Origin of the sequence: Paenibacillus montaniterrae (assembly GCF_018403185.1) — a bacterium.
In the GTDB taxonomy this organism is placed as follows: Bacteria; Bacillota; Bacilli; order Paenibacillales; family Paenibacillaceae; genus Pristimantibacillus; species Pristimantibacillus montaniterrae.
The window spans coordinates 136507-149624 of sequence record NZ_BOSE01000004.1 but is presented as its reverse complement, the minus strand read 5'-3'; the positions used below and the strand labels follow the sequence as shown (position 1 = coordinate 149624).

Below are 13118 nucleotides of genomic sequence, written 5' to 3'. Positions count from 1 at the left end.
AGCTTCGGGCGGGAAGGTTTCCCGCCCACCGCTGTCCATGACAAGCAACATTTCGGGAGTGAGAGCGATGATACGGAAATCATATGTAATAAAGCATTGGCAGCTCTATGCGATGCTAATTCTTCCACTTGCCTATTTTATCGTGTTCAAATATTTCCCCATCTATGGCGTAACGATTGCCTTTAAGGATTTTAACGTATTTAAAGGGATCACGGCTAGCGAATGGGTCGGCTTGGATGTATTCCGCGACATCTTTTCGCAAAAAAGCTTTTACGTTGCGCTGCGTAATACGTTTATGCTAAATGGGCTTGATTTGCTATTTGGCTTTCCTGCTCCGATTATTTTGGCGATTTGCTTGAATGAGCTGCGCCTGAAAGCATTCAAAAAGCTTTCGCAAACGCTGCTCTATTTGCCGCATTTTATTTCATGGGTCATTATTGGCGGTATTGTATACCAGGTGTTCGCTACCAATTACGGCATCGTTAATTTGCTGCTGGAGAAAATCGGGCTTGGACCGTTTCCTTTTCTATCAGATAAGCTTTACTGGCTCGCTACCTATACAAGCGTTGGCATATGGCAAAGCGTCGGCTGGGGCAGCATTATTTATTTGGCAGCGATAACAGGGATTAATAAAGAATTGTATGAAGCGGCTGAAGTCGATGGGGCAAGCCGCTTAAGGAAAATATGGCATATTACGCTGCCTGGCATTCGGACGACGATCATTGTTTTGTTAATTTTAAAAATTGGTGATATGGTCGATATCGGCTTTGACCGTCCATATATTATCGGCAACGTAATGGTTAGAGAGTACTCCGACGTGCTGAGCACTTATATTTACCGTATAGGGCTGCAGAGCGGACAATTTTCCATCGCGACAGCAGTCGGGCTGTTCCAGGCAGTAGTTGGGCTTGTGTTTATTTTATCAGCCAATTATATTTCCAAAAAAACAACCGATGAGGGCATTATTTGATATGATTTAAGAGAGGAGCAATGAGGATGGAGAGAAGAGGCAAATTTACGATGTTTGACGTCATCAATACACTATTCATTTTAGGCTGTGTCATCCTCTGCTTGGCGCCGTTTCTGCACATTATGTCCGTCTCCTTAAGCTCAAACGCGCCGATTATGTCGGGCAGGGTAACGATTTATCCGATCGACCTTAACTTTGACGCATACACTCGCGTATTGTCGGACATGAGTATGATTCGCTCACTGCTGTTTACCATTTTGCTGACGCTTGCCTTTACCGCCTCGGCAATGGTTATGACGACGATGGTGGCGTATACCTTGTCAACTGAAAAGCTGAAAGGGCGCAAGCTGTTTATGCTATTGATTGTGTTTACGATGTTTTTTAGCGGCGGCCTAATTCCTGAATATTTGCTTATAAAGTCGCTTAATTTACTGGATTCTTTGCTTGTGCTTATTTTGCCAGGACTAATCAGTCCGTTTTATATGATTATTATGATTACGTTTTTCCGCTCAACGATTCCAGAAAGCTTGAACGAGGCGGCTGAAATTGACGGCTGCAGCGACTTCGGCAAGCTGTTTCGCATCGTGCTGCCGCTTTCGCTGCCTGTACTGGCTACTTTAAGCTTATTTTATGCTGTAGGCAGATGGAATGGCTTCCGCGACGCGCTGTTCTATATTACGGATCAAAATTTGTATCCATTGCAGCTCAAGCTCTATCAGATGGTGATGAACAATATGATATCGGAGGTGACGCTCGCTGAAGGGGCCAATGCTGCTGCAGTACAATACTTGCCAGAAAGCTTGAAGGCTGCAAGTATTATGTTTGCAACGATTCCGATTTTGATTGTATATCCTTGGCTGCAACGATATTTTGTAAGCGGTTTAACACTTGGCTCAGTAAAGGGATGATGGTATGGCTATGAAAAAAAACTGGTATACAAAAACAGTGCTTTCATATATTCCAACACTTTATTTGACGATTGCCATTGTAGTATTCATTGCGATTTTTGTAGTTAGCGAAGTTTCTATGAAGGAGGCAGAGCGCACGAATAAATATTCGATGGAATACATCGTCAATACGCTTGAGACCTCGTTAATGTCAGTTGAGCGGCGCATGCTGGAGGAGCTGCGCTTTGGCGATGTGCTGTTCAGTTTTTTTGAGCAGAAGGGAAACGCGGAGGAACGGATGCTTAATTATGAGGCCAATAAGAAGCTGAGGCAATTTGTTACCGAGTTTCCGATTATTCATTCGATGTATTTGTACCGTATAGAGGACAATATGGTGCTCTCGCTTAGCGCCTATGAGTCATTAAGCGAATTCGGCGATCAGGCTTATGTGCTTAATGAGCTTGAACGGTACAGCTTTGACCGAAGCTGGTCGCTGCCCCGCAGCTACAGCGATGGGGTAGGGATTGATGCGCAGCATGTCAATGTTATTTCCTTCAGCCAGCGGACGCAGCTGCCAATGGGCAATCAGGGCATCATTGTCGTGAATGTGTCGCTTGATGCGCTGCTGGCCAATATTAATAAAATGATTGACCCTGGTCAAACGTATTTGCAAATTACTGCTGGAGATGACATGCTCGTATACTCCTCGGCTGAAAGCGGAGCAGAGCGGCATGAGGTAATGAATGAGCTGGGCTCGGACTATATGCAATGGCATTTTACTAGCGGCATTCAAACTCATTTCTCCTTTGCTTCGCTGCAATTGCTTTCCCGTATTTGGATTGCCATTGGTGTCGTTTGCATTATCGCCAGCTTTATTTATACGTTGTTTATAACGAAGCGCAACTATCGCCCGATAGAAAACATCATCAGCCAGATACAATCCTTCCAAAATAAACGGGCGCTTGAAAAGGGAGCTGCAACCGACGAATTTTCTTTTATTCAGAAGGCGATAGAACGGCTCAACGATGAAAATATGCAGTATGAGGCCGAGGTGCAGGAAGCGAATCAGCATAAACGGAAGCAGTCGTTTTTGCAGCTGCTGGAAAGCAGCGAGGCGCTGAACGAAAGTAAATGGAAGGAGTCACTGGAGCGATTTGGCTATCCGAGCCAATTTCAGCATGCTTATGTGACCGTCATAGAAATCGACCACTATGCTGAATTTGAGGAAAAATATAAAAAAAGCTACGATCAAGGGCTTATTAAATTTGCGATGAGCAATGTGCTGCAGGAGTATTTGCATGATCTGGGCTGGATTTGGTCAGAGTGGACGAGGCTAAATCGTATGCCTGTCATTCACTGCTTTGATCGTGAGCTGCAGCAGGAATGGCTGGCTCGCTTGGAGAAGTTTAGAGTGTGGGTCGCTGTAAACCTGGGACTTACCGTGACGATCGGAGTTGGCGAGCGTGCTGAAGATTGGAGTGAGCTGCATCGCTCCTATGATGAGGCGGTTGATGCTTTGCGCTATAAAATGTCTTGCGGCCGCAATTGTACGCTCGCCTTTCAGCAGGTGGCGCCATTGCGAAGCAACAACATCCATATATATTATCAAGAAATTAATGCGCTTGTACATGATTTCCGGCTTGGCAATAGCGATTGGAGCGAGCGCGCACAGGCAACCCTAACGACGTTGCAGCGTGGAGTGCTGACTAATGAAGAAAATGTGCATCTGCTGCAATATTTTAAGAGCTTGCTAGAGCAGCTGCAGGAAAAGCTGCCGCTGGAGCTGCAGCAGCAATGGAATGAGCAAATTATGCCAGAGTGGAATCTACTCATGCGCAATGAATATTTGGGAGAGATTGTGCCGCGGCTGCAGGAGCTGCTGCAGCAAGCGCATCAAGCCTATCTCGGTTATGTCAAATCAAAGGACAGCAAGCAGACGATTCACGGTATTCGCGCCTTTGTTGAAGAGAATTATATGAATCCTGAGCTGTCCCTTAATCTTATTAGCGAGAAATTCAAGCTTAATAGCAAATATATAAGTCAGCTGTTTAAAGAGCAGCTGGGCATTAATTTTGCGGATTTTGTAATGGAGCTTAGAATTGAGCAGGCAAAGCGGCTGCTGCTTGTAACAGACGGAACGATTAATGAAATCTCCTCGCAGGTTGGCTATGAAATTCCGCTCTCATTCGGCCGCGCATTTAAAAAGCAGGTAGGGGTCAGCCCGAGCGACTATCGAAAAAATATGAGCTCTATCGAGCAATTGGAAGAGGCTGTCCACAATTGACGAGAAAATAATGACCGGAGGCATTTAGCATGCATACAAATGTACTAGAGAAATTAATTAGGTTCAATGATCGTGATGTGCAGTTTGCCTTGGCGCATCAAATTAGCGACGGCAGTCGCAATGACGGCGGGGTAATAGATCCGGGAAGCGGCTTGCCAGCGGCGAGTCATGGCGGAACCGCAGCCTATATCGCTTCGATGACGGCCGCGCTTTATTCGGCAAAGTCCAGCTATTATCGCAGCGAAACGGTGCTTGCTGCACTGGATCGGGCACTAGCCTTTATGCTTCGCAGACAGCATGACGATGGAACGATTTCGCTTGGCAGCACTAATTTCAACTCACCGCCTGACACCGCATTTGTCGTAAACGGGATCGCTCAAATCTATTTGCTGCTAAGCGAAGGGGAATGGGAAGCAGGAAAGCTGCAGGCTGAAAAAGCGAAGATGTTTTTGCAGCGGGCTGTTCCAGCTATGCTGACTGGCGGCGGGCATACGCCGAACCATCGCTGGGTGCTAGTGGCAGCATTAAGCTGGCTGTACCGCATTTTTGACGATGAACGCTTGCTCCAGCGAGCAGAGCAATGGCTGGCAGAAGGTCTGGACTGTACCGCCGATGGAGAATGGACCGAGCGCAGCAACGGAATTTACAATGCGGTCAGCAATATTATGATGATTTACGCTTCAATCTGGTTTAAGCGGCCACAGCTGCTGGAGCCGGTGCGCCGTAATTTGCACATGATGGCTTATATGGTGCACGAGGATGGAGAGGTTGTTACAGATTACTCTGGTCGGCAGGACTGGGGCTCGCAGCACAATTTATCTGAATACTTTCTGTGCTATCAATGGATGGCCGAGCATGATCTCGATCCGTTATTTGCGGCTATGTTTGATTTGACAGCTGCAACGATGACTCATCTTGGACCGGTGAACAACCATGCCTTGCTCGGCAGCCTGATATTTCCTTGCAAGCAGCTGGAGCAAGTGCCGCGTATAGCACTGCCTGACCATTACAGAAAGGTATTTAATACAGGCTATCCCGTTAGCGAGCAGCTTGAGCTAATGAAGCAGGCGGGACATCATGGCATTATTCAACATAGCAGCATGCACACTTCCTTTGGCGCGCCTGTCATGCGTATGAAAGAGGGTCGGCAAAGCGCAACGATTATGACGCATTCCCCTTCCTTTTTCTCCTTGCGGTACGGGGAGGCCAAGCTGCTTGCTGTTAGCGCAGCAACGGCATTTACGCCAGGCATCGTACCTTTGGAGCAATTCGAGGAAACAGAGACTGGCTGCAGGATGCAGGCGACGATGGAAAAAGGCTATTACGGTCCGCTAGCGGCAGAGCATTTGCCTGCATCTGCCCAGCAGGAAATTAGCGCATGGTATTTACTGCCGCACCACCTTCGTCCGCAAACGCATGTTCAGCAGCATCAGCTTTCCGTTGAGCTGGTGCAAGGAGCGGGCGAGTGGACGATACGCCTGTCGAGCGATCAGCGCTATGATGTTATGACGCAAATTGTGCTGCTGTTTCCGAAGGAGGCACAGCTTATTGGCGAGGAGCTGCAGGCAGCAGGAGAGCATAGCTGGATATGGGGCGGAGGAGCGTTGCTTTGTACGAGTGGCAGCGATTGCTTGCAATTGAGCGGCGGTGCGCGGCAGCATGAAGCAATGCATATGAGAAATTCCTTGCAGCAGGGCGGCGCCCAAAAGGTAGTCATTAATCTCGTAACACCATTTGTCCATGAGCTGAAAATATCGCTGCTGCAAATTTAGCAGTAAGCTGGAATTTTTGATTGGCAGCCAGCCTGGTGGTCAAGGCTGCTTTGTACATATGAAAAGGGAGTATTCAGAAAGTCAGTGAATAATTACAATGACATTCTGGATACTCCCTATTTTTGTTGAAGGCCGAGTTCAATGCCTATGCAGCAGTTGCTTTTTCGACCTCGCCTTATTTACTAACAGTTTGCTGCTTAGGCGCAGTCAAATACTTTCTGCCAGTCGCAAGCGACAGCAGGAAGCAGAGGAATAATACGAGTCCCGCCACCCAGTATGGATAGTCGATATTGACGTCGTACAAGGCGCCAGCAACGATTGGACCAACGATATTGCCCAAGCTCGTATACGCTGAGTTAAGTCCTGCCACATAGCCTTGCTGGTTAATCGTCATTTTCGACATGAGTGTGCCGAGAGCAGGCCGTAGCACATCCATTGCCAGGAATACAAGAAAAGTTACTGCAAAAATAAGCCAATATTTATGAACAAATAATGTCAATACGATAAAAATAGCTGCTCCCAGCAAGCAGGTTGTAATGACTTTGAACTCGCCAAACTTGTTAAGTATTTGGCCGAAGATTGTAGCCTGGATGACAGCTCCTGCGATAGAGCCGAACGTAATAATGTACGCAATATCAAGTGTGGTGAAGCCAAACTTGTCATCCATATAGAGGGTGAAGATCGTTTCAAAATTAGCTAGCCCGAAGCTGGCAATAAAGATGATGATTAAGCTAATGAAGTAAGGCTCCTTAACGGATAAGGCTAGCTGCTTCCATAATGGCAAGCTCTCCTTCTCATCCAATACATGCTCAGCTTCATCAGACTCGGCTTTCTGCGCTCCCGGCAGCAGCAGAAACGTAATCGTTGCAGCTACCAACCCAGCAATCGCTGCACAGTAGAACGGTACGCGTACACCGAATTGTGCGACAAGTCCGCCAATCCCCGGACCGATAATAAAGCCGGTTGTAATGGCGGCATTAATAAAGCCGATTCCTTGTGCGCGCTCCTGCTGCGTAGTGACATCAGCAGCATAGGCCAGCACAGCCGGCATAATAAGCGCCGCTCCTACCCCTCCCAATATCCGGGCAATAAACAACAAAGCAACATTGTTCGATGCGCCAAACATCCACTCGGATACTGCGAATATAAGCATGCCTGCTACAATGATTGGCTTGCGGCCAATTTTGTCAGAAAGTCGACCGGCAACAGGCGAAAATACAAGCTGAGAGAGTGAAAAAGCTGCAACCATCAAGCCGATTGTACTGCCGGTAATATGCAGCATATCCATAAATTTAGGCAAGATCGGAATGACCAGGCCAATCCCCACGAATACGATAAAAATGTTAATCATTAATAACAAAATCGACCCGCGATTACGAAGTAATAATGACATAAAAACCTCCAAGATGCAGATAAAATGATGCTAAATATAGGTGTGGCATGTGCGAATGCCATGCCAGCTCACGCTAGAAGAAATAGGAATAACGGGCAAGAACGAGATTGGGCATATCACTATAACATACCACATATTGTTAAAGAAGTAAATAGAAAAATGTGCAAACTGGCTTCAAATCTGAACGTACAGGCTCGGATATCGTATCGTGCGCATATACTACATGTATCATCACGAGAGGGGTATGTGCCTATGAGTAAAAAAACGATCAAGATGATTTCTCTGCTGCTATATATACTGTTCATTGCAACGGCAGTGCTCTCATATTGTGCGCATCAAGGTTAATAATAATCGTTTTTGCTTGTGAAGGAAGGATTTGCATATATTCATCTCGTATAAACATGGAGAAAGACTAATTTGCATATGAAAAGTTCTAGAAAGTATTGGGTGTTATCTACCCGCATTCGTGAGCTATGATGAAAAGTATATTTATTACTGGGAGACGGTACAATGCTAAACAAACCTTTACATCATTTATGGTACAAGCAGCCAGCGCTGGAATGGGAGCAAGCATTGCCAATCGGCAACGGGAAAATTGGCGCTATGGTGTTTGGCACAATTGAACAAGAACAACTGCAATTGAATGAAGATACGTTATGGTCAGGCTTTCCGCGCGACACCAATAATTATGAGGCATTGCGCCATTTGCAGCGGGCAAGACAGTTGATTAGCGAAGGCAGCTATGCCGAAGCGGAGGCATTGATTGAAAGCAAAATGTTAGCGCTTAATTGCCAGGCTTACCAGCCCTTTGGCGATTTGCTGGTGCAATGGCATAATGCTCCTGCCGAAGTCGACTATTATGAACGCGGCCTCGATCTGCAAACTGCAGTAGCCTACACTCAAATTAAGGCAGATCAGTCGCATTACAGCAGACAAGCCTGGGTTAGCGCAGCGCATCCCGTTTATGTGCTGTCCTATGTCAGTGAAGGTCAGCAGGCTGCAATGAGTATGCAAGCCAGCTTCAAGCTGCCGCATCCATACAAAACGAGCGCAACGAGCCAATTTTATATAGTTGACGGGCGCTGTCCATCGCATATTGCCGACAACTATTTTGGCGATCATCCCTATTCTGTCCAATATGAAGACGATAAAGGCATCATTTTCCAATCCAAGCTGAAGGCGATCAGCGATGGTCGGATTAGCTATAGTGAGCAAGGCATTACAGTCGAGCAAGCGACCTATGTGCATTTTATAGGCAGTGTCGCAACGAGTTTTACTGCGTTTAATGAGCAGCCACATCAAAGCTATGAACGTCTGTCAGCGCAAAATGATGAGTATCACGCCCAAATTGCAGGCTATAGCTATGAGGAACTGCTGAACGCGCATATTTTGGAGCATCAGCGCCTGTACAGTCGAGTCGGTTTTTCGCTTGAAGCAGAGGCGGAGCTGGAAGCTTTGCCAACAGATGAACGTTTGGAGCGATACAAGCAAGGCGGGCAGGATAACGGGCTGGAAAGCCTCTATTTCCACTATGGCCGCTACTTGCTCATTACGAGCTCCCGGCCTGGCACACAGCCTGCCAATTTGCAAGGAATATGGAACCATCGCGTGCAGCCGCCTTGGAACAGCGACTATACGACAAATATTAATACACAAATGAACTACTGGCCTGCGGAGCTGGTATCGCTTAGTGAATGCCATGAGCCGCTGCTGCGGATGGTTGAGGAGCTTCAGGAAACAGGCTCGCGCACAGCACGAATCCATTATCATGCTTCTGGATGGGTTGCCCACCATAATGTTGATTTGTGGCGCATGTCGAGTCCGACAGCAGGCCATCCAAGCTGGGCGTTCTGGCCGATGGGCGGGGTTTGGCTTGCTCAGCATCTATGGGAGCGCTACTTGTTCCACCCTGATGCTACCTATTTAAAAGAGCGTGCTTATCCAGTGTTGAAGGGCGCAGCTCAATTTTGCCTGGATTGGCTTGTGGAGGATGAGCAGGGGCGCCTGATTACATCGCCGTCATCTTCTCCAGAGAACAAATTTGAATATGGAGACGGTCAAGTAAGCAGCGTTGCGCAAGCTTCCGCGATGGACATTACATTAATTAGCGAGCTATTCCAGCATATTATTGAAGCCTCACAAATTATCGGCGAGGATGAGCGGTTCAGGCAGCAGGTGCAGAACGCTTTGGACAAGCTGCCAAAGCTGAAAATCAATGAACGAGGCTTGCTGCAGGAATGGGACACTGATTTTGCCGAGCATGAGCCGGGACATCGGCATGTGTCGCATTTATACGGCTTATATCCAGGCACAACGATTGATCAGCCTGAGCTGATAGAGGCTGCGCGCAGCACGCTTAAGAGCCGCATTGCCAATGGTGGCGGCCATACAGGCTGGAGCTGTGCCTGGCTCATTAATTTATATGCGCGGCTGGAAATGGAGCAGGAAACGCATCAGTTTATTCGCACACTGCTTGCTCGTTCCACTTATCCGAATTTATTCGATGCGCATCCTCCATTTCAAATTGATGGCAACTTTGGCGGCGTAGCCGGCATAGTCGAAGCGCTGGTGCAAAGCCATAAAGGAGCGATCGAGCTGCTTCCTGCACTTCCGTCAGTCTGGCAGCAGGGTGAAATTAGCGGTCTAACCGCTAGAGGCGGATTCCAGCTTAGTTTGAGCTGGCAGCAAGGCAAGCTGACGCACGCCACAATTAAATCGTTATACGGCCAGCCGCTTGTCGTTTCCTATAAAAAAGGCAGCATCAATATTGTAGATGAAGCGACAGGCCAGCGCTACAGCGGCAATGAGCAGCTGAATACGATCAAAGGCGGCAGCTATTTAGTGCAGCTGACGCCATAAGCAGCTGCTCAGCGGCAACGACAATGGCCCCTGTTAGCAATGATACATGTTCTAATTAAGCCTGGTTAGATTGACAACAAAGGAGAGTTTATACCAATGAAGCAATATCCATTTCAGGACCACACCCTTCCACTTAATGAGCGGGTCAACGATTTAATATCACGCTTTACATTAGAAGAAAAAATAGAGTCAATGGTGCAATATCAGCCAGCAATTGAGCGTCTCGGCGTGTCTGCTTACAAGCATGGTACAGAAGCTGCGCACGGCATGGCGTGGCTAGGTGAAGCAACTTCATTCCCGCAGCCTATCGGGCTTGGCTGCACGTGGAATCCACAGCTTATGAAGCAAATCGGTTCAGCAATCGGTGATGAGGCACGCGTATTTTATCAGCGCAATCCTGAGGTGAACGGTTTGACGCTTTGGGCGCCAACCGTTGATATGGAGCGCGATCCGCGTTGGGGCCGTACAGAGGAGGCTTATGGCGAGGACCCTGTGCTTACAGGTGAATTGACGGCCGGTCTGGTGCAGGGGATGCAAGGAGATCACCCGACCTACTTCAAATCAATTGCAACTTTGAAGCATTTTATCGGCAACAACAATGAAGTGAACCGCGGCAGCTGCTCGGCAAGCATTGACCCGCGCAATATGAAGGAGTACTATCAGGCGGCATTCAAGCCTGCTTTTGTCAAAGGCGGAGCGAAGTCGATGATGACCAGCTACAACGCTGTTAACGGTACGCCGACGATTTTGCTTGATGATGTAAAAAAGGTAGTCAAGGAAGAATGGGAAATGGACGGCTTTATTGTAAGCGATGCGGGTGATTTGCTCGGCATTGTCAATGACCACCATTATTACGATAACTACAAGCAAGCGGTAGCTCATGCAATTAAAGCAGGAATTGACAGCATTACAGATGACAAGGAAAAGTCGTGCACAGCCATTCGCGAAGCGTTGGAAGAAGGGCTGTTGTCCGAGGCGGATTTGGATCAGGCGCTGTTCAACACGTTCCGCGTGCGCTTTATGCTCGGTGAGTTTGATCCGGATGAGCTGAATCCGTATGCGAATATGCCTGAATCGAAGCTGATGTCAAGCGAGCATGCACAGCTTTCCTTGCAAGCGGCGAAGGAATCAATTGTGTTGCTGAAAAATGAGCGTCAGCAGCTGCCGCTAAAGGCTGATGTATTGAAATCCGTTGCCGTAGTTGGACCACTGGCAGATGTTGTTTACCGTGACTGGTATGCAGGCACACTGCCGTATAAAGTAACGATTTTGGATGCGGTAAAGCGCAAGCTTGCTAATGCCAACGTTGCTTACAGCTCTGGCAATCATTATGTAACGCTTGCTCCGGCGAAGCAAGGAGCTGTATTCGCAGCAGCTAATGATGAGGAAGCAAAGCTGCAGCTTGTGGAGGACGAGCAGCAGGCAACGGTGTTTGAGCTGGTTGATTGGGATTGCGGCAGCTATACGCTAACGAATTTGAGCACTGGCAAGCTGCTGACAACAGCAGATGACAAGTATTTGGCAGCTACAGCTGAAGAAGCGTATGGCTGGTTTGTTAAGGAAGTTATTCGCTTGAAGCAGCAAAAAGACAGCTTGTATGCGATCCATTCCTGGAACAATAAAGCGATCAAGCTGCCTGCTGAACTGGGTGGCTACGTTACGGTTGAGGAGCAAGGGGAAGCAACGGAGCAGGACCTGCTGCGAGTTGAACAAGTGAAGGATGGAATTGCTGAAGCGAAAGCATTGGCAGCAGCGGCTGAGCAAGCGATCGTTGTTGTCGGCAGCAATCCGCTTATTAACGGCAAGGAGGAGATTGATCGTCCTAGTCTGATGCTGGCTGAGGAGCAGCGCAAGCTGATTGAAGAAGTGCTTGAGGTAAATGCCAACACCGTTGTTGTAATCGTTGGCGGCTATCCATTTGTGCTGGGCGAGCTTGCTGAGCGTATTCCAGCTATCGTTTATATATCTCATGCAGGGCAAGAGCTTGGCAATGCGGTTGCTGATGTATTGTTTGGCGAATATTCGCCTGCCGGGCGCTTGAATATGACATGGTATCAATCCGAAGAACAGTTGACGGATCTAATGGATTACGACATTATGAGCTCAAAGCGCACCTATATGTTCCTCGAGGAAAAGCCGCTTTATCCATTTGGACATGGCTTAAGCTATGCTTCATTTGCCTATAGTCAATTCCATATTGCAGACGCGTTTAATGATAAAGAAGAGCTGATTGCGTCCGTTGAGGTAACGAACAATTCTAGCTTTCAAGCTGATGAAGTTGTACAGCTTTATGTTTCCGTAGAGGGCTCCCGAGTTAAGCGTCCACAGAAAAAGCTGGTTGCCTTCCAGCGCGTTACGCTTGAAGCGGGACAAACCAAAACGGTAGCTTTGCCAATTGCAAAAGACTATTTGCAAATCTGGGATGTGACGCGCGATCGCTTTGTGCTTGAGCAGGCAAGCTATACCTTTGCAGTCGGTTCCACCTCTGAGCTTATTCATTTGACAAAGACGGTTAGCCTTGCGGGCGAGACAATTCCTCCGCGCAGCTTGGCAGTCTGGACCAGAGCTGAAAATTATGACGCTTATAATTCCGTTTATTTGGATGAATCGAAGGAAGGAACAACGTGCATTGCCGCAAGCAAGCAGCAGGGCAGCATCACCTTCAAGGATATTGATCAAAGCCAGGTCTACAGCGGCATTCAAGCACGTGTTGCAGGAGGCGAAGCGGGTGGCAAGCTAATCGTTCAGGCAGCTGGACGCTTGCTCGCAGAGCTGGAAATTTCACCCTCTAGCGAGCAGCAGTGGAGCGATGCAGCAGCCCGGTTTGAAGGCGCAGCAATCAACGAGCTGACTATGATTATAAGCGGTACAGTTAAGCTGAGTGGCTTCCAGCTGCAGCCATAACAGCTGAACTTTTCGTGACGATAACCCATTACGAGCCGATCCTGGCGTC

Annotated in this window: 7 protein-coding genes; 6 read left to right on the top strand and 1 reads right to left on the bottom strand. The window is 47.9% G+C overall.

Annotation, left to right across the window (positions count from 1 at the left end; all coding sequences use genetic code 11):
- The first annotated feature begins 67 nt into the window (after positions 1–67).
- The 4 genes from KJS52_RS12255 to KJS52_RS12240 are packed head-to-tail and all read left to right on the top strand — an operon-like array spanning position 68 to position 5913.
- A complete protein-coding gene (locus KJS52_RS12255) occupies positions 68–970 on the top strand; it encodes an ABC transporter permease (protein ID WP_213515442.1) in 903 nt (300 codons plus the stop codon).
- 26 nt (positions 971–996) lie between these two features.
- The gene (locus KJS52_RS12250) at positions 997–1878 is read left to right on the top strand and encodes a carbohydrate ABC transporter permease (protein WP_246563482.1); all 882 of its coding nucleotides are present in this window, start codon (positions 997–999) and stop codon (positions 1876–1878) included.
- A 4-nt stretch (positions 1879–1882) separates the two neighbouring features.
- Entirely contained in the window at positions 1883–4141 is a 2259-nt protein-coding gene (locus KJS52_RS12245; protein WP_213515438.1) for a helix-turn-helix domain-containing protein, read from the top strand.
- Positions 4142–4170: 29 nt separating this feature from the next.
- Positions 4171–5913, top strand: coding sequence for a prenyltransferase/squalene oxidase repeat-containing protein (locus tag KJS52_RS12240; RefSeq protein ID WP_213515436.1), 1743 nt, complete (start codon positions 4171–4173; stop codon positions 5911–5913).
- A gap of 175 nt (positions 5914–6088) precedes the next feature.
- Here the strand turns inward: KJS52_RS12240 and KJS52_RS12235 are convergent, their stop codons facing one another.
- The gene (locus KJS52_RS12235) at positions 6089–7306 is read right to left on the bottom strand and encodes an MFS transporter (protein WP_213515434.1); all 1218 of its coding nucleotides are present in this window, start codon (positions 7304–7306) and stop codon (positions 6089–6091) included.
- Positions 7307–7816: 510 nt separating this feature from the next.
- Here KJS52_RS12235 and KJS52_RS12230 point away from each other — a divergent pair.
- Positions 7817–10165, top strand: a complete 2349-nt coding sequence (locus tag KJS52_RS12230; protein ID WP_213515432.1) for a glycoside hydrolase family 95 protein — start codon at positions 7817–7819, stop codon at positions 10163–10165.
- Between the two features lie 96 nt (positions 10166–10261).
- The gene (locus KJS52_RS12225; protein WP_213515430.1) at positions 10262–13069 is read left to right on the top strand and encodes a glycoside hydrolase family 3 C-terminal domain-containing protein; all 2808 of its coding nucleotides are present in this window, start codon (positions 10262–10264) and stop codon (positions 13067–13069) included.
- Positions 13070–13118 lie beyond the last annotated feature (49 nt).